The 16,576-nt window shown below is 70.5% G+C and carries 14 protein-coding genes and 1 tRNA gene; 2 read left to right on the top strand and 13 right to left on the bottom strand.

All coding sequences use genetic code 11. The features are described from left to right. Positions 1–12: 12 nt before the first annotated feature. The 10 genes from rpoB to ACIQGZ_RS13495 form a co-directional block, all read right to left on the bottom strand. Positions 13–3,489, bottom strand: coding sequence for a DNA-directed RNA polymerase subunit beta (rpoB, locus tag ACIQGZ_RS13540; protein WP_402601614.1), 3,477 nt, complete (start codon positions 3,487–3,489; stop codon positions 13–15). A gap of 764 nt (positions 3,490–4,253) precedes the next feature. Further along, complete coding sequence (gene rplL, locus ACIQGZ_RS13535; protein ID WP_402601970.1) at positions 4,254–4,637, bottom strand: 50S ribosomal protein L7/L12; 384 nt, start codon at positions 4,635–4,637, stop codon at positions 4,254–4,256. Positions 4,638–4,745: 108 nt separating this feature from the next. After that, positions 4,746–5,312 (bottom strand): 50S ribosomal protein L10, encoded by a 567-nt coding sequence (gene rplJ / locus ACIQGZ_RS13530; protein ID WP_402601613.1) that lies wholly within the window; start codon positions 5,310–5,312, stop codon positions 4,746–4,748. Positions 5,313–5,651: 339 nt separating this feature from the next. Continuing rightward, entirely contained in the window at positions 5,652–6,578 is a 927-nt protein-coding gene (locus tag ACIQGZ_RS13525; protein ID WP_402601612.1) for a hypothetical protein, read from the bottom strand. A 69-nt stretch (positions 6,579–6,647) separates the two neighbouring features. Continuing rightward, positions 6,648–7,448, bottom strand: coding sequence for a hypothetical protein (locus ACIQGZ_RS13520; RefSeq protein WP_402601611.1), 801 nt, complete (start codon positions 7,446–7,448; stop codon positions 6,648–6,650). A 123-nt stretch (positions 7,449–7,571) separates the two neighbouring features. Further along, a complete protein-coding gene (rplA, locus tag ACIQGZ_RS13515; RefSeq protein WP_402601609.1) occupies positions 7,572–8,294 on the bottom strand; it encodes a 50S ribosomal protein L1 in 723 nt (240 codons plus the stop codon). Positions 8,295–8,402: 108 nt separating this feature from the next. Further along, on the bottom strand, positions 8,403–8,837 hold the full coding sequence (gene rplK, locus ACIQGZ_RS13510) for a 50S ribosomal protein L11 (RefSeq protein WP_402601608.1): 435 nt from the start codon (positions 8,835–8,837) through the stop codon (positions 8,403–8,405). A gap of 180 nt (positions 8,838–9,017) precedes the next feature. Next, on the bottom strand, positions 9,018–9,953 hold the full coding sequence (nusG, locus tag ACIQGZ_RS13505) for a transcription termination/antitermination protein NusG (RefSeq protein ID WP_402601607.1): 936 nt from the start codon (positions 9,951–9,953) through the stop codon (positions 9,018–9,020). Positions 9,954–10,132: 179 nt separating this feature from the next. Further along, a complete protein-coding gene (secE, locus tag ACIQGZ_RS13500; protein WP_402601605.1) occupies positions 10,133–10,435 on the bottom strand; it encodes a preprotein translocase subunit SecE in 303 nt (100 codons plus the stop codon). A gap of 98 nt (positions 10,436–10,533) precedes the next feature. Further along, positions 10,534–10,606 (bottom strand) — tRNA-Trp (locus ACIQGZ_RS13495). A gap of 256 nt (positions 10,607–10,862) precedes the next feature. On the opposite strand from ACIQGZ_RS13495, the gene ACIQGZ_RS13490 reads away from it, so the two are divergent. Together ACIQGZ_RS13490 and ACIQGZ_RS13485 are read left to right on the top strand one after the other, a co-directional pair. Next, a complete protein-coding gene (locus ACIQGZ_RS13490) occupies positions 10,863–12,122 on the top strand; it encodes a pyridoxal phosphate-dependent aminotransferase (protein WP_402601603.1) in 1,260 nt (419 codons plus the stop codon). A gap of 134 nt (positions 12,123–12,256) precedes the next feature. After that, positions 12,257–13,303, top strand: coding sequence for an adenosine deaminase (locus ACIQGZ_RS13485; RefSeq protein ID WP_402601602.1), 1,047 nt, complete (start codon positions 12,257–12,259; stop codon positions 13,301–13,303). A gap of 48 nt (positions 13,304–13,351) precedes the next feature. Here ACIQGZ_RS13485 and ACIQGZ_RS13480 read toward each other — a convergent pair whose 3' ends face one another. The 3 genes from ACIQGZ_RS13480 to ACIQGZ_RS13470 all read right to left on the bottom strand — a co-directional run bounded on the left by ACIQGZ_RS13480 (position 13,352) and on the right by ACIQGZ_RS13470 (position 16,512). After that, entirely contained in the window at positions 13,352–14,407 is a 1,056-nt protein-coding gene (locus ACIQGZ_RS13480) for a UDP-N-acetylmuramate dehydrogenase (RefSeq protein ID WP_402601601.1), read from the bottom strand. A gap of 75 nt (positions 14,408–14,482) precedes the next feature. Further along, entirely contained in the window at positions 14,483–15,889 is a 1,407-nt protein-coding gene (locus ACIQGZ_RS13475) for a DHA2 family efflux MFS transporter permease subunit (RefSeq protein WP_402601600.1), read from the bottom strand. Between the two features lie 80 nt (positions 15,890–15,969). Further along, on the bottom strand, positions 15,970–16,512 hold the full coding sequence (locus ACIQGZ_RS13470; RefSeq protein WP_402601598.1) for a TetR/AcrR family transcriptional regulator: 543 nt from the start codon (positions 16,510–16,512) through the stop codon (positions 15,970–15,972). Positions 16,513–16,576 lie beyond the last annotated feature (64 nt).

The following is a 16,576-nucleotide window of genomic DNA, read 5'->3' as shown; positions in this document are numbered from 1 at the left end:
GCCCAACCTCCGTCAGACCTCTTCGACGCTGCTCGGCTCGCGCCGGGACAGGTCGATACCGAGCTCCTCCGCGGCGCGGAACACGTCCTCGTCGGAGTCACGCATCTCGATGGACATACCGTCGGACGACAGCACCTCCACGTTCAGGCAGAGCGACTGCATCTCCTTGATGAGCACCTTGAAGGACTCGGGGATGCCGGGCTCCGGGATGTTCTCGCCCTTGACGATGGCCTCGTAGACCTTCACCCGGCCGAGGACGTCGTCGGACTTGATGGTGAGCAGTTCCTGGAGGGCGTAGGCCGCGCCGTACGCCTCCAGGGCCCACACCTCCATCTCGCCGAACCGCTGACCGCCGAACTGCGCCTTACCACCCAGCGGCTGCTGGGTGATCATGGAGTACGGACCGGTCGAACGGGCGTGCAGCTTGTCGTCGACCAGGTGGTGCAGCTTGAGGATGTACATGTAGCCGATGGAGATCGGGTGCGGGAACGGCTCGCCGGAGCGGCCGTCGAACAGCCGCGCCTTGCCGGAGGCACCGACCAGGCGGTTGCCGTCCCGGTTGGGGATGGTGTTCTCCAGCAGACCGGTGATCTCGTCCTCGCGGGCGCCGTCGAAGACCGGCGTCGCCAGGTTGGTGTCCGCGTCGACCCGGTCGGCGTCGATCGCCTGCAGGCGGCGGGCCCACTCCTCGCTGATGCCGGAGACGTCCCAGCCCTGCTTGGCCAGCCAGCCGAGGTGGGTCTCCAGGACCTGTCCCGGGTTCATCCGGGACGGCACGCCGAGCGGGTTGAGGACGATGTCGACCGGGGTGCCGTCCTCCATGAACGGCATGTCCTCGACCGGCAGGATCTTGGAGATGACGCCCTTGTTGCCGTGGCGGCCGGCGAGCTTGTCACCGTCGGTGATCTTCCGCTTCTGGGCCACGTAGACGCGGACCAGCTGGTTGACGCCGGGCGGCAGCTCGTCGCCCTCCTCGCGGTCGAAGACGCGCACGCCGATGATCTTGCCGGACTCGCCGTGCGGCACCTTCAGCGAGGTGTCGCGGACCTCGCGGGCCTTCTCACCGAAGATCGCGCGCAGCAGGCGCTCCTCCGGGGTCAGCTCGGTCTCGCCCTTGGGGGTGACCTTGCCGACCAGGATGTCACCGGTGGTGACGTCCGCGCCGATCCGGATGATGCCGCGCTCATCGAGGTCCGCGAGGACCTCCTCGGAGACGTTCGGGATGTCCCGGGTGATCTCCTCCGGGCCCAGCTTGGTGTCGCGGGCGTCGACCTCGTGCTCCTCGATGTGGATCGAGGAGAGGACGTCGTCCTGCACGAGGCGCTGCGACAGGATGATCGCGTCCTCGTAGTTGTGGCCCTCCCACGGCATGAACGCCACGAGCAGGTTCTTGCCGAGGGCCATCTCGCCCTCGTCGGTGCAGGGGCCGTCCGCCAGCACCTGGCCGACCTCGACCCGGGCGCCCTCGTCCACGATCACCTTCTGGTTGAAGGCGGTGCCCTGGTTGGAGCGCGTGAACTTGGCCACCCGGTAGGTGGTGTAGGTGCCGTCGTCGTTGGCGACGGTGATGTAGTCCGCGGAGACCTCCTGGACCACACCCGCCTTCTCGGCGCCGATCACATCGGCGGCGTCGACCGCGGCGCGGTACTCCATGCCGGTGCCGACCAGCGGTGCCTCGCTCTTCAGCAGCGGGACGGCCTGGCGCATCATGTTGGAGCCCATGAGCGCGCGGTTGGCGTCGTCGTGCTCCAGGAAGGGGATCATGGCCGTCGCGACCGACACCATCTGGCGCGGCGAGACGTCCATGTAGTCGACCTCGGTGCCCGGGATGTAGTCGATCTCGCCGCCACGGCGGCGGACCAGCACGCGGGGCTCCGCGAAGGTGAGCTCCTCGGTCAGCGGCGCGTTGGCCTGCGCGATGACGAAGCGGTCCTCCTCGTCGGCGGTGAGGTAGTCCACCTGCTCGGTGACCACACCGTCGACGACCTTGCGGTAAGGGGTCTCCACGAAGCCGAAGGCGTTGACCCGGCCGTAGGAGGCCAGCGAGCCGATCAGGCCGATGTTCGGGCCTTCCGGGGTCTCGATCGGGCACATCCGGCCGTAGTGGGACGGGTGCACGTCACGGACCTCGAAGCCGGCCCGCTCACGGGAGAGACCACCGGGGCCCAGCGCGGACAGCCGGCGCTTGTGGGTCAGGCCCGACAGCGGGTTGGTCTGGTCCATGAACTGGGACAGCTGGCTGGTGCCGAAGAACTCCTTGATGGAGGCGACGACCGGCCGGATGTTGATCAGGGTCTGCGGCGTGATCGCCTCGACGTCCTGGGTGGTCATCCGCTCACGGACCACGCGCTCCATCCGGGCCAGGCCGGTGCGGACCTGGTTCTGGATGAGCTCGCCGACGTTGCGCAGCCGCCGGTTGCCGAAGTGGTCGATGTCGTCGACCTCGACGACGATGTCGCGACCCTCCTCCGCGTCCACCCACTCGGTCTCGCCGGCGTGCAGCTTGACCAGGTACTTGATGGTGGCGATCACGTCCTGCTCGGTGAGCACGCCGGAGTCCAGCGACTCGTCGATGCCGAGCTTGCGGTTCACCTTGTAGCGGCCGACCTTGGCGAGGTCGTAGCGCTTGGGGTTGAAGTAGAGGTTCTCCAGCAGGGTCTGGGCGGCCTCACGGGTCGGCGGCTCGCCCGGACGCAGCTTGCGGTAGATGTCCAGCAGGGCGTCGTCCTGGCCCTGGGTGTGGTCCTTCTCCAGGGTGGCGCGCATCGACTCGTACTCGCCGAACTCATCGAGGATCATCTCGTTGGTCCAGCCGAGCGCCTTGAGCAGCACGGTGACCGACTGCTTGCGCTTGCGGTCGATGCGGACACCGACCATGTCGCGCTTGTCGATCTCCATCTCCAGCCACGCACCGCGCGACGGGATGACCTTGGCGGAGAAGACGTCCTTGTCGGAGGTCTTGTCGAGCGTCGAGTCGAAGTAGACGCCCGGCGAACGGACCAGCTGCGACACCACGACACGCTCGGTGCCGTTGATGACGAAGGTGCCCTTGTTGGTCATGAGCGGGAAGTCGCCCATGAAGACCGTCTGCGACTTGATCTCGCCGGTCTCGTTGTTGGTGAACTCGGCGGTGACGAAGAGCGGCGCGGCGAAGGTGAAGTCGCGCTCCTTGCACTCGTCGATGGAGTTCTTCGGCGGCTCGAAGCGGTGGTCGCGGAAGGTCAGCGACATGGAGCCGGAGAAGTCCTCGATCGGCGAGATCTCCTCGAAGATCTCTTCGAGGCCGGACTTGGTGGGGACATCGTGTCCGTTCGCGAGGGCAGCCTCGACCCGGGCCTTCCACGCCGCGTTGCCGAGCAGCCAGTCGAAGCTCTCAGTCTGCAGGGCGAGGAGGTTCGGTACCTCGAGAGGCTCGCGGATCTTCGCGAAGGAGACACGCAGGGGTGCGGTGGAGGCGGAGTTGTTCGAGGCGTTGCGCGAGGCGGCCAAGAGGGGGTCCTTCCGAGGGCTCGGACTCACTACGCGCGTACCGGGCCCGACCTTCCCAGAGATCGGCTCCCCGACCGTTGCGAGAACCTGCCACCAGGAGGTTTCTCCTGGTCGGAACGGATTCTCGGTCGGGGGCCGCCCCTGTTCAGGGCAGTGCGAACTCCGGGCGACGAGTCACGGAGCAGCTAACAGGCAGCGCAAAGGGACAGTGTAGCCATTCGGCACACTGCTGTCCAGCTCTGATTCGGAGACCGAATCTGAGACCCCCTCCTCATGCGGACCGCCCCCCTCGGGGCGGCCTGCAGGGCGGTTCCTGCCTGTCTGCGCGGCCCCTCGGAAAGGCCGCACATCTCACGCCGTGTTCACTTCCCGTCACGAGCCCACTTCATGCATGCCGGGGCGGACGGAGTGACCACGCGTCCTGAGAATTGCGCGCTGCGTCCGGTTCGTCAAGGGCCCAGCGTGGCGGAGGTCGTCACGAGCGCCACCTGCCAGGGCCGCCACAGCAGCACGGAACCCGTGGTGAGGGGCGTGCGGCGACGGCAGTGATCACCCTACCGGGCGCCGCCGACCGGGCCGAGCACCCCGGACGGCGGCCCGGCCGCAGCGTCCGACCAGAGGTGCGCCGCACGCTCACCCGACCGATTTTTTCGGCCGGAACCGAACGTGGAAAAGGCCGGGACGGCCACCCCGCGAGGGGTGGCCGTCCCGGCCCGACGCCCACCAGGGGCGGCAGTCTTGAGACTGCGGTCAGGAGACCGAGGTCACTTGACGGTGACCTTGGCGCCGGCGGCCTCGAGGGCGGCCTTCGCCTTCTCGGCGTCCTCCTTCTTGACCTTCTCCAGGACCGGCTTCGGGGTGCCGTCAACGAGGTCCTTGGCCTCCTTCAGGCCGAGGGAGGTCAGGGCGCGCACCTCCTTGATGACCTGGATCTTCTTGTCACCGGCGGACTCGAGGATGACGTCGAACTCGTCCTGCTCCTCGACGGCCTCGGCGGCGGCGGCACCGGGGGCGGCGGCGACGGCGGCGACCGGGGCGGCGGCCTTGACGTCGAACTTCTCCTCGAACGCCTTCACGAACTCGGAGAGCTCGATCAGGGTCATGTCGCCGAACTGCTCGAGCAGCTCGTCCTGGGACAGCTTCGCCATGATGGCGTCCTTCCACTCAATCGGCAGGTGCCGGATGTACATGTCGGCGGGCGTATGCCTTGCGGCAACCGCGTAGACGGGCCCGCTGCGAGGGCGTGAGCCCGCCGATCACTCGGCGGCGGCGTCCTCGGCGGCGGGAGCCGGCGCACCGGCACCGCCCTGCTCGTCCTTCTTGCTGCGCAGAGCCTCCGCGGTGCGGGCGAACTGCGTGAGGGGAGCCTGGAAGGTCGCCGCGGCCTTGGCCATGGACGCCTTCAGGCCACCCGCCAGCTTGGCGAGCAGCACCTCGCGGGACTCGAGGTCCGCGAGCTTCTTGATCTCATCGGCGGACAGCGCCTTGCCGTCAAGGACACCGCCCTTGATGATGAGAGCGGGGTTCTCCTTGGCGAAGTCGCGCAGACCCTTCGCCGACTCCACCGGGTCACCGGTGACGAAGGCGACAGCCGTCGGACCTGTGAACAGGTCGTCGAGCTCGGTGATCCCGGCCTCATTGGCAGCGATCTTGGTCAGCGTGTTCTTCACCACGGCGTAATGGGCGTTGTCACCCAGCGAGCGGCGCAGCGTCTTCAGCTGCGCCACGGTCAGACCGCGGTACTCGGTCAGCACGGCCGCGTTGGAGCTGCGGAACTGGTCCGTGAGCTCCGCGACAGCGGCAGACTTGTCGGGCCTCGCCATAGGCTTACGCCTCCTTCCGTGACGTCGATTCGGCCGACCGTTCGAAAGTCGACCTGGTGTGCCGGTCCCCTGGGAAGGAGGCTGGGAGAACGAGAAGAGCCCCGGCGCGCAGGCGCACGGGGCTCGGGACGACCTCGACGACTCCCGAAGGAGACGGAGGCCAAGCTCCAGTCACACCTGCGCAGGCCGTCTGCACTTCGTTCGCAGATCCTTCGGTCGCCGTACGACCCTTGCGGGCACACGGCAACGACCAGCGGTCTTTGGCGTTGCTCAGGTTAGGCGACAGGGGCGGTCCCGGGCAAATCGCACCTCCGGGACCGCCCGGACGGGCGCCTCGCGTCAGGAGGAGGTCTTGGCGAGCACCTTGGCGTAGTCCTCGGTGTCGGACGCCGGCGGCGCCTGCACATGCACGGGCGTGCCGTAGTCCGAGTACGTCAGGACGATGTCGATCGGCCCGGTGGCGCCCTGCGCCGTCTCGTGCACCTTGACCGGCCGGTTGTCGGGGTTGACCCAGAGGTCGACCGCCATGGTCTTCACCCCCGCAGCCGACATCTGCTGCTGGAACTGCTCGCGCTGGCTGGCGGTCATGCCCTTCAGGGTGCCCTGCTCGGCCACCAGCGCGGCCACGTCCAGCCGACCACTGTAGTGCGTCGTCAGCACCCCGTCCAGGGTCTCCTTGCCGACCTCCTTGACGTCCCCGGAGCTGGTCAGCAGGCCCACGCTCTGGGTCGGGTCCTGGCTGCCGTTCTGGTTGCCGAGCCGGCTCAGCAGCTGCTGCCCGGCCGCACCCTGCGTCTTGGCCAGTTCGGAGAGGTCCATCCGGAGCCAGTGCTTGCCGTCGAGCTCCTTGGCCAGCTGGGCGCCCATGTTCATGTACATCACATTGCCGGTCATGCGGAGCTTCATGGTGTCCAGGCCGGACTGGGCGGCGCCCTGGATGCCGGACATGTCCATCGTGATGTCCATGGCCATCGGGTTCCAGGCGGTCACGCCGGACGCCTTGATCGAACCGGCGCTGCCGAGCTTCTCCACCATGGAGACCCTGGCCGAGTTGGCGCCCTTGGTGGACTTGGTCACCAGTGCCAGGGTGTCGCTGAGGCTCTGCCCGGCCTTGGTACCGCCGGCCTTGGCGCTCGGCGGCGCCGCCGACTCGCTCTTGGCAGCGCCGCCGATGCGGCTGCTGCCGCCGCCGCTGCCGCAGCCGGCCAGGCCGACGATGCCGAGGGCGGCGGCGGTGGCCGCGCCGACCAGACGGATGTGCTTCACAGGGCCCCCTAAGACACGTTCGCTACGTGTTCGCTCGCTGACTACGACAGCGAGGACGCGCCCCACCGGTCACCCGGTTGCCTCAGCCGTACCGCTGAGGTCGAAGGTCTCCTCCGGCAGCGGCGCCTGGATGTCCACCTCCGCGCCGATCCGGGAGTAGCGGGTGGTCGTGGTGGCGTCGCCGGACGCGGAGCGGCAGGTCCGCCGCTCCTGGACGACCTCGTCCCGGTCGTTGATCCAGATGTCGGCGGTGATGCTGGTGACGCCCAGCTCCCGGTACGCGGCGAGCACCGCGGCCCGCTGGGCGGCCGTCAGAGCGCCGCTCGCCCCGACCAGCGCCCCGGTCGCCGCCGCACCCCGGTAGTGGACCGTGTCGGTGGCCTCCAGCCGCTCTTCGCCCACCCGGCGCAGCGTCCCCACCCGGGCCAGCGCCGCCAGGTCGGAGGCGGGGTTGAGCTGCTCGCTCCAGGTGGAGTAGACGGCGGCCGGGTCGGTCCTGCCCGGCAGCACCTCCGGGTCGTACTTCGTCCACGGCAGGCCGCCCCGGCGGGCCGCCTCCGCCGCGTCCGTCCCCAGGTAGACGACGCCGTCCAGCGTGCGGACCCTGAGCTCGCCGGAGCCGCCGTGCAGAGCGACGTCCATGGCCGGTCTGCTGCCCCAGGAGAGCACCCCGGAGCCGGTGCTGGGGCCCTGGTCCGGGTCGTGCCTCTCCAGGGCTATGCTCGCCGCCCCCGCCGCCTCCATGACCTTGGCCGCGGCCTGGAACGCCTCCACGGGCGTCCGCTCCCGGTGCCGCTCGCTGCACCCCGCGGTGCCGCCGAGCAGCACGGCGACCGCCACGGCGGCAGCGGCGGTGCGTAGGGCGCGCATGGGTGTCCTCGGTCCGTCCCGGTGTTCGGTGTCAGCTCCGGACTCTAGCCGAGCGCGCATGACAGCGGGCCCCCGATCCTGTTCCCAGGAACGGGGGCCCGCCGGCGGACTTCACCCTGCGCGTCAGACGGACGCGGGGTCCTCCTCGACGAGGAGGTTGCGGGTGCGGTTCGGGTCGACCGGGACACCGGGGCCCATGGTGGTCGACACGGTGGTCTTCTTGATGTAGCGGCCCTTGGCGGCGGACGGCTTGGCCCGCAGCACCTCGTCGAGGGCGGCGGCGTAGTTCTCGACCAGCTGCTCGTCGGAGAAGGACGCCTTGCCGATGATGAAGTGCAGGTTCGAGTGCTTGTCGACGCGGAACTCGATCTTGCCGCCCTTGATCTCGGTCACGGCCTTGGCCACGTCCGGGGTCACGGTGCCGGTCTTCGGGTTCGGCATCAGGCCACGGGGACCGAGCACGCGGCCCAGGCGGCCGACCTTGCCCATGAGGTCCGGGGTGGCGACGACGGCGTCGAAGTCCAGACGGCCCTTGGCGACCTCGTCGATCAGCTCGTCGGCACCGACGATGTCGGCACCCGCAGCCTCCGCGGCCGCCGCACGCTCACCGGTCGCGAAGACCAGGACCCGAGCGGTCTTGCCGGTACCGTGCGGCAGGTTCACGGTGCTGCGGACCATCTGGTCGGCCTTGCGCGGGTCGACACCCAGGCGCATGGCGACCTCGACGGTCGAGTCGAACTTGGTGGTGGACGTCTCCTTGGCGAGGCGGATGGCCTCGAGGGGGGCGTACAGACGCTCGCGGTCGACCTTGGTGGCCGCGGCGTTGAGAGCCTTGCTGCGCTTCACTGCTGCTCCTGGCGGTGACATTCTGCGGCTGCTGCCGCGTGGTCTTGTGGAGTCGTGGTGGCTACGGGCCAGCGCTTGGCCCTACCACTGCGAGAACCGAGGCGGTTCTCAGCCCTCGACGGTGACGCCCATCGACCGGGCGGTGCCGGCGATGATCTTCTCGGCCTGGTCCAGGTCGTTGGCGTTCAGGTCGGGGAGCTTGGTGGTGGCGATCTCGCGGACCTGGGCGCGGGTGATCTTCGCGACCTTGGTCTTGTGCGGCTCGCCGGAGCCCTTCTCCACGCCCGCGGCCTTGAGGATCAGGCGAGCGGCCGGCGGAGTCTTGGTGACGAACGTGAAGGTACGGTCCTCGTAGACCGTGATCTCCACCGGCACCACCATGCCGCGCTGCGACTCGGTGGCGGCGTTGTACGCCTTGCAGAACTCCATGATGTTGACGCCGTGCTGGCCGAGCGCAGGGCCGACCGGCGGCGCGGGGTTGGCCGCACCAGCGTTGATCTGGAGCTTGATGAGCCCCGTGACCTTCTTCTTCTTGGGAGGCATGTCTCTCCGGGTCCTTCTGAGAGGTGTTTCCCGACAGGACGCACCGGACGCCTCAGCGTCGCGGGCGGCCGTCAGGGCCTGGGATGGCAGCGTGTGCGGGGTACGGGGCGACGCCCGGGGTCACGCACACACATCGGACCACGGTAACGCCAACCGGCACGTGGTCCAAAACCGAGCAGGTCAGTTCTTCTGGATCTGGTCGAAGGAGAGCTCGACCGGGGTCTCCCGGCCGAAGATCTCGACCAGGCCCTTGACCTTCTTGGAGTCGGGGTTGATCTCGTTGATCGTCGCCTGGAGGGTGGCGAACGGGCCGTCGGTGACGGTGACCGAGTCACCGACCTCGAAGTCCAGCACCTGGACCTCGACCGGACGGGACGAGGAGGGCTTGCCGGCCTCCTTGGCCGCCGCGCGCTCCACCTCGGGGGCGAGCATCTTGACGACCTCGTCCAGCGTCAGCGGGTACGGGTCGTAGGCGTTGCCGACGAAGCCGGTGACGCCGGGGGTGTTGCGGACGACGCCCCAGGACTCGTTGGTGAGGTCCATGCGCACCAGGACATAGCCGGGGAGCTTGTTCTGGCGGATGGTCTTGCGGTCGCCGTTCTTGATCTGGACGACCTCTTCCTGGGGCACCTCGGCCTGGTAGATGTAGTCCTCGACGTTCAGCGAGACGGCGCGCTGCTCCAGGTTGGCCTTCACCCGGTTCTCGTAGCCCGCGTAGGTGTGGATCACGTACCACTCACCGGGGGCCAGCCGCAGCTCCTCGCGGAACTTGGCGACGGGGTCGACCTCCTCGGCCTCCTCCGTCTCGCCCTCGGCGGGCTCGGCGGCCTCGTCCTCGGCAGCGGCCTCGCCGTCGGCGGCCTCACTGTCGTCGGCCTCACCGTCGGCGGCAGACTCCTCGCCGGACTCGTCGGTGACGTGCAGCGCGGCCTCCTCGGCCGGGGCACCGATCTCGGCCTCGGCAGCCTCGACCTCGTCCGCGTCCGCATCGGCCGCATCGGTGATCTGCTCCGCGGTGTCGCCCTCGGCCTCGGCCGAGCCGGCCGCGTCGCGCTCCACGGCGTCGTCCGCCTCGCGGACGGTCTCGTCGGCGTCGTACAGGGGGGACTCAGACACGGTGGCTGCTTCTTTCCTGGGAATGAGAGATGGAACGGTTCCGGGCCGTTGCCTTCTCCTGTCCAGTCCTCGAAGTAGCTCGATGCGAACAGCGTCCGTGTACGGCTCGGAAACTCAACAGTACCGAGTCAACGGTAGCGGGGTCGTCCGATCGATGCCGATGGCGCGGTCGCGGCGGCTCAGCCGAAGACCCAGAAACTGAGCTTTGAGAAGCCCCAGTCCAGGCCGGACACGATCGCCATGATGACCACCACGAAGACGATGACCACGGTGGTGTAGGTCACCAGGTCATTGCGGGTGGGCCAGACGACCTTGCGCAGTTCGGCGATGATCTGGCGGTAGAAAAGGGCCAGGCGGGCGAAGGGGCCCTTCCTGTCCTTCTTCGCGGCACGCTTGCGATCCCGGCGCGAGGGCAGTTCGCTCGGCTCTTCTTCGGGACGGCCACGCTCAGGCGTCGCGGTGGAGCCCGTGGTCTCCGTCACTCGTCCTCACCTGAATCCGGTCGCAGTGCTGTCGGAGCCTGCTCCGCATCAAGCCCGCATGCTCGTTGGAGCAAGCGGGCTCGGCGCGGGTCAAGCAGCAGGGCAAGAGGGACTCGAACCCCCAACCGCTGGTTTTGGAGACCAGTGCTCTACCAATTGAGCTATTGCCCTTCGGTGCCTTGCGGCGCCGAGTTGACCCCCAACCTACCGCATCCGTGCCGCCCTGTGATGTACGAGCGGTGGTTGCCGGTAACCGGTTGCCAACGATCGATGAGTGTACGGGCTCTGGGCCGCCGAGTCGACCTTCTTCCGGCGCGGACCGTACGCGGACCTGCGGCGTCGGGGGCGGCGGGCCGGGTCCGCCCGCGCGTGCACGCATGCTGAAACCGCTGTGCCGGGGCGGGGGCCCTTCTGCGACCATGCAGACATGAGCGCTGCTTCCCCCCTTCCCGGTCCCCAGCCCGACCCCGCCGTGCGGCCCGCCGACCGCCGGGTGTCGGCCCGTATCGGCGCCATCGCGGAGTCCGCGACCCTGGCGGTGGACGCCAAGGCCAAGGCCCTCAAGGCGGCCGGCCGCCCGGTGATCGGCTTCGGTGCCGGTGAGCCGGACTTCCCCACCCCGGAGTACATCGTCGAGGCCGCGGTGCAGGCGTGCCGCGACCCCAAGTTCCACCGCTACACCCCCGCCGGCGGCCTTCCCGAGCTCAAGAAGGCCATCGCGGAGAAGACGCTCCGCGACTCCGGGTGGCAGGTGGACCCGGCCCAGGTGCTGGTCACCAACGGCGGCAAGCAGGCCATCTACGAGGCGTTCGCCGCGCTGCTGGACCCGGGCGACGAGGTGATCGTCCCCGCGCCGTACTGGACCACCTACCCCGAGTCGATCCAGCTGGCCGGCGGCGTCCCGGTGGAGGTGGTCGCCGACGAGACCACCGGCTACAAGGTGTCGGTGGCGCAGCTGGAGGCGGCCCGCACCGAGCGCACCAAGGTGCTGCTGTTCGTCTCGCCGTCCAACCCGACCGGCGCCGTCTACACCCGCGACGAGGCCGAGGCGATCGGCCGCTGGGCGGCCGAGCACGGCCTGTGGGTGCTCTCCGACGAGATCTACGAGCACCTGGTCTACGGCGAGGCGCGGTTCCACAGCCTGCCGGTGCTGGTGCCCGAGCTGGCCGACAAGTGCGTCGTGGTCAACGGCGTCGCCAAGACGTACGCGATGACCGGCTGGCGGGTCGGGTGGCTGATCGGCCCCAAGGACGTGGTCAAGGCCGCGACCAACCTCCAGTCGCACGCCACCTCCAACGTCAGCAATGTCGCCCAGGCGGCCGCCCTCGCGGCGGTCAGCGGCGACCTGTCGGCGGTGGACGCGATGCGCACCGCCTTCGACCGCCGCCGCCGCACCATCGTGCGGATGCTCAATGAGATCGACGGCGTCGCCTGCCCGGAACCGGAGGGCGCGTTCTACGCCTACCCGTCGGTGAAGGCGCTGCTCGGCAAGGAGATCCGGGGCAAGCGGCCGCAGAGCTCGGTGGAGCTGGCGGCGCTGATCCTGGACGAGGCCGAGGTCGCCGTGGTCCCGGGTGAGGCGTTCGGCACCCCCGGCTATCTGCGGCTGTCGTACGCGCTGGGCGACGACGACCTGGTGGAGGGCGTCTCCCGGCTGCAGAAGCTGCTGGGCGAGGCCCGCGACTGACCGCGCCACCCACGCCCGAGGGGCCCGTCGCCGACCGGCGGCGGGCCCCTTCCGTGGGCAGCCGGAAACCACCCGGACGGGGGTTGTGCGCGTGATGCTGTCCGCAGCGGCCCCGGACGCGGCAGAATCTGCGAATGGACCACCTGCTCTCCGCCCCCTCCAACCGCGCCGAGCGCGACGTACGGCTGCTGCCCAAGGCTCACCTGCATCTGCACTTCACCGGTTCGATGCGCCCGACGACCCTGCTGGAGCTGGCCGCCAAGCACCGCGTGCACCTGCCCGAGGCGCTGCTCTCCGGTGAGCCGCCCAAGCTGCGGGCCACCGACGAGCGCGGCTGGTTCCGCTTCCAGCGGCTGTACGACATGGCCCGCTCGGTGCTGCGCGACGAGGACGACATCCGGCGGCTGGTCCGGGAGACCGCGCAGGACGAGCGGGCGGACGGCTCGCGGTGGCTGGAGATCCAGGTCGACCCGACCTCGTACGCGCCCCGGCTCGGCGGGCTGATCCCGACGCTCGAACTGATCCTGGACGCGGTGCGGGAGGCGTCCGAGGCCACCGGGGTGGGGATCAGGGTGCTGGTGGCGGCCAACCGGATGAAGAGTCCGATGGACGCCCGGACGCTGGCCCGGCTGGCGGTCCGCTACGCCGACCGGGGGGTCGTCGGCTTCGGCCTCTCCAACGACGAGCGGCGCGGCCTGGCCCGCGACTTCGACCGGGCGTTCGACATCGCCCGGCGCGGCGGCCTGCTGGCGGCCCCGCACGGCGGCGAGCTGGCCGGGCCGGAGAGCGTGCGCGACTGCCTGGACGACCTGGGCGCGGGCCGGATCGGCCACGGGGTGCGGGCGGCCGAGGACGAGCGGCTGATGCAGCGGCTGGCGGACCGGCAGGTCACCTGTGAGGTGTGCCCGGCCTCCAATGTGGCGCTGGGCGTGTACGAGAAGCCGGAGGACGTGCCGCTGCGCCGGCTGTTCGACGCGGGGGTGCCGATGGCGCTGGGGGCGGACGACCCGCTGCTGTTCGGCTCCCGGCTGGCCGACCAGTACGACCTGGTGCGGGAGGCGCACGGCTTCAGCGACGCGGAGCTGGCCGAGCTGGCCCGGCAGTCGGTGCGGGCGTCGCGGGCGCCACAGGACGTACGGGCCGCGCTGCTGGCCGGGGTCGACGACTGGCTGACCTCCTGAACGGGCTCGGAACTCGGCAGAGCGGGCCCGGAGCTCGACGGAGCGGGCTCAGAGCTCGACGCCGACCAGCACCGGCTCATTGACCAGTTCCACGCCGAAGGCGGCCCACACGCCGTCCCGCACCTGGCGGGCCAGGGCCAGCAGGTCCTCGGTGCTGGCGGCGCCCCGGTTGGTGAGGGCCAGGGTGTGCTTGGTGGAGATGCGGGCCGGGCCGGTGCCCCAGCCCTTGCCGAAGCCGGCCCGGTCGATCAGCCAGGCGGCGGAGGTCTTCACCAGGCCGTCGCCGGCCGGGTAGCCGGGCGGGGCCGTGTCGGTGCCGAGCCGGGCGCGGGCCCGGTCCAGGAAGGCCGCGTACTCGGCGGTGCCGAGGACCGGGTTGGTGAAGAAGGAGCCCGCCGACCAGGTGTCGTGGTCGGCCGCATCCAGCACCATGCCCTTGCCGGCCCGCAGGGCGAGCACCGTCTCGCGGGCGGCGGCCAGCGGCACCCGCTCGCCCTGGTCAACGCCGAGCGCCTGGGCGACCTCGGCATACTTCACCGGCGCGGACAGCCCGCCGGCGTCCTCCAGCGCGAACCGCACCCGCAGCACCACATGGCGGTCCGGGGCGGCCTTGAAGCGGCTCTGCCGGTAGGAGAAGCCGCACTCCGCCCCGGGGACGGTGACGGTCTCCCCGGCCCGGCGGTCGTAGGCGACCACCTCGGTGACGGTGGCGGCGACCTCCTGGCCGTACGCGCCGACGTTCTGCACCGGGGTGGCGCCGGCCGAGCCGGGGATGCCGGCCAGGAACTCGATCCCGGCCAGGCCCAGCCCGACCGCCCGGGTGACGGCGTCGCTCCACACCTCGCCGGCGGCCAGCTCCAGCACGGTGCCGTGCACGGCGAAGCCGGTGGTGGCGATCCGCAGCGCCGTCCCGTCGAAGCCCTTGTCCCCGATGACCAGGTTGCTGCCGCCGCCCAGCAGCAGCAGCGGCTCCCCGGCCCGGTCGGCGGCCTGGACGGCCTCGACGACCTCGGCGTCGGTGGTGGCGGTGACCAGCCGGCGGGCCGGTCCGCCCAGGCGGAAGGTGGTCAGCGGGGCGAGCGGGGCGTCGTGGAGTACCTGCACGGCACCAGCGTACGGGCAGCGCGCCGCGCCGCCCCGGGGGCCGGGGCGGGGCGGCGCGGTGGCGGGCCCCACGGTTCAGGCCACCGGCTGCCGTACGGGTACCGGGTCGGCCGGCGCCGGGCGGGCGGGGCGGCGGCGCGGGATCAGCAGGGCGGCGACGGCACCGAGGGCGATGGCGGCGGCGCCGGTCCACAGGGCGGGGACCAGGCCGTCGCTGAAGGACCGCGCCGAGGTGTAGCCGCCTCGGGCGGCGAAGACGGAGGAGATCACGGCCACGCCGAGGGCGCCGCCGAGTTCGCGCAGCGCGTTGTTGGCGCCGGAGGCGATGCCCTGCTCCTGCGGGTGGACGCTGGACATCACCAGGTTGGCCGTGGGGGCGAAGAAGAGTCCCATGCCGACGCCGCAGACGATCAGTGCGGGCACCTGGGCGGCGTACGACACGTCGGGCGCGATAACCAGGGCGTACATCCCCAGGCCGAGCGCCTGGAGGGTCAGCCCGGCGGCGACCACCGGGCGGCCGCCGATCCGGTCGCTGAGGGCGCCGGCGATCGGGGCGACCAGCATCGGCATGCCGGTCCAGGGCAGCATCCGCACCCCCGCCTGCATCGGCGAGTAGCCGCCGACGTTCTGTAGGAACTGGCTGAGCAGGAAGATCGAGCCGAAGATGCCGAGGAACATCAGCAGGCTGGCGGCGTTGACCGCGCTGAAGGCGCGGCTGCGGAAGAGCCGCATCGGCAGCAGGGGCGTGTCGCTGCGCAGCTCCCAGCCGACGAAGGCGGCGAGCAGCGCGACGCCCGCGGCCAGCGAGCCGAGCACGGTGGCGCTGGTCCAGCCGTCGGTGTTGTGGCGGATCAGGGCGTAGACGACGCCGAAGAGTCCGGCGCTGGCCAGCGCGGTGCCGGGGACGTCCAGCGGCTTGCCGGAGCCCCGGCTCTCCCCCAGGCGCAGCCGGGCCAGCGGGATCAGGGCGAGGCCAACCGGCACATTCAGCCAGAAGATCCACTGCCAGGAGAGGTGCTCGACCACGGTGCCGCCGATCAGCGGTCCGCTGGCGATGGCCAGGCCGTTGACGGCGCTCCAGATGCCGAAGGCCGCACCTCGGCGCTCGGCGGGGACGGCGGCGGAGAGCAGGGTCAGGGTGAGCGGCATCAGGACGGCGGCGCCGACGCCCTGGACGGCGCGGGCGGCGATCAGCTCGCCCATCCCGGCGGAGAGCGCGGCGGCGGCCGAGCCGGCGGTGAAGACGCCGACGCCGATCAGGAACATCCGGCGGCGGCCGAAGCGGTCGCCCAGCGCGGCGCCGGTCATCAGCAGCACCGCGAAGGTGAGGGTGTAGGCGCTGACGGTCCATTCGAGCTGTTCCAGGCCGCCGCCGAGGTCCTGGCGGATGCTGGGCAGCGCGGTGGTGACGACGAGGTTGTCCAGGGCGGCCATGAAGCCGGCGGCGCTGGTGATGACCAGCGCCCAGACCATGTTGCGCATCGCGGTCCCTTCGGTTAGTTATCGATCAATAACTTTTGCGCCCAAGCAGAACCGCGCCCCTTCGTACGGGACGCGTCAGGTCAGTTGCCGGCCTTGTGGTCGAAGCCCGTCCAGACCCGGTCGCCGGCCGGGAAGCCCAGGCAGACCAGGACGTTGATCAGCATGCCGTGGGCCATGAAGACGGTGGTCTCCCGGCTGTCGGCGCCCAGCCGCAGATGCACCCAGTCCCACAGCTCGGCCCAGCCGGCCCGGATCGCGGCGCCGACCTCCTCGTCCCCGGCGGCGTCGGCGGAGGCGACCGCGACATAGATCTGCATCTGCATCAGCAGCATGTCGCGGTCGCCCTCGATGAACCGCTGGTACTCGGCGTCCAGCGCGGCGGGCACCTGGTCGGGCTCGACGCCCTCGACGGCCCGCTCGAAGGCCCGCCGGGTCTCGTCCAGGCAGCGGGTCGCCGCGGCCAGGAAGATCGCCTGCTTGCTGGGGAAGAGCCGGAACAGGTACGGCTGGGAGACCCCCACCCGCCGGGCGATCGACGCGGTGGAGGTACCGCCGTAGCCACTGCGGGCAAACTCGGTGATCGCGGCCCGGACGACGCTCTCGCGTCGCTCCTCCGCGCTCATTCGACTGCTCGCCCCGGCCATACGGCTAAGTTATTGGCCAATCACTAACCGCGTCAAGCCGCCC

The organism is Streptomyces sp. NPDC092296 (assembly GCF_044755465.1).
GTDB lineage: Bacteria > Actinomycetota > Actinomycetes > Streptomycetales > Streptomycetaceae > Peterkaempfera.
This window is presented reverse-complemented; position numbering and strand designations above follow the sequence as displayed.